At 50.2% G+C, this 323-nt stretch carries 1 protein-coding gene; it reads right to left on the bottom strand.

The annotated features are described in order from the left end of the window. Positions 1-126: 126 nt before the first annotated feature. Positions 127-323 (bottom strand): IS66 family insertion sequence element accessory protein TnpB (tnpB, locus tag H5300_RS27220; protein ID WP_182797404.1); only part of this gene is annotated, 197 nt, incomplete at its 5' end.

Raw genomic sequence — 323 nt, 5'->3', positions numbered from 1 at the left:
TCTTGCGCCATTTAAGTTCCTGTCGGCTGGCTTGCAGTGCTGATGCGCTCAATTATTCCAGCATTGTGGGATCGGTCAACATGATCGTGAGGATCGATAATTTAAGGGTGAATAGTGTGCGTACGATCATACTTTTTGCCAGCCAGGCAGCCCCATCAACAGAGCTTTAAGCTGCTTCGCGGCGACAGGGGTCACCCTATCTTGGTGATGACGGGGCCAATCTTGAAAGCGGCCTTTGCTCAGGCGTTTATTGATTAACCAGAAGCCAGAGCCGTCATAACATAATGCTCTAAGCATGGTTCGGCGGCGGTTGGTAAACACAA

It is taken from the genome of Vibrio sp. SG41-7 (genome assembly GCF_014164465.1).
Classification (GTDB): Bacteria; Pseudomonadota; Gammaproteobacteria; order Enterobacterales; family Vibrionaceae; genus Vibrio; species Vibrio splendidus.
Note: the sequence above shows the minus strand (reverse complement) of the source record. Positions and strands in the feature narration are given on the sequence as shown.